1 protein-coding gene is annotated in these 542 nt (G+C 63.3%); it reads right to left on the bottom strand.

All coding sequences use genetic code 11. The annotated features are described in order from the left end of the window. Nucleotides 1–378 (bottom strand): TonB-dependent receptor plug domain-containing protein (locus tag AC1DDH_RS20475; protein ID WP_476956211.1); only part of this gene is annotated, 378 nt, incomplete at its 3' end. Nucleotides 379–542 lie beyond the last annotated feature (164 nt).

Here is a 542-nt window from a genome sequence, read left to right as displayed (position 1 = left end):
GAAGCCGCGCGAGATGCCGGAGCCGCGGATCGACAGGCGCAGCTCCTGGCCGTAGCGCTCCTGTACGTAGACCCCGGGCGAGTCCTTGAGGACATCGCGCAGATTGCTGGCGTAGGTATCGGTGTAAGACTGCGCATCGACAAATCCGACCGACCCGGCCGATTGGAACAGCGTGTCACGCTGGCGGGCCACGCCGGGCACCGTGAGTGAACCCTCGGCTGGCGCCGCTGCGCTGACGGTGATGGTGGGCAGCGTGGGGAGTGGCGCGTCATTGGATGCCTGCGTGGCGTTGGTTTGCGCGATGGCCGCGCCGCTCAGCGCGAGCGTCTGTACGACTACAGCAATGGCGGTCTTGCGCCAGGCTTTTTCAGATCTCATTTTGTTCTCGTCTACGTTTCAGGTGCCGTGGTATGGACCCCGGGCAAGCAACGGAAGCATACGAAGCACGTATCGGCCTGCGCCATGCGACATGGCAGCGCACGGCATTGAAAAGGTCTATTGCGATGTCGGGCATCGATCAGGGCAGCAGATCCGCTATCGAG

It is taken from the genome of Arthrobacter sp. 10T425 (assembly GCF_056393985.1).
Note: the sequence above shows the minus strand (reverse complement) of the source record. Positions and strands in the feature narration are given on the sequence as shown.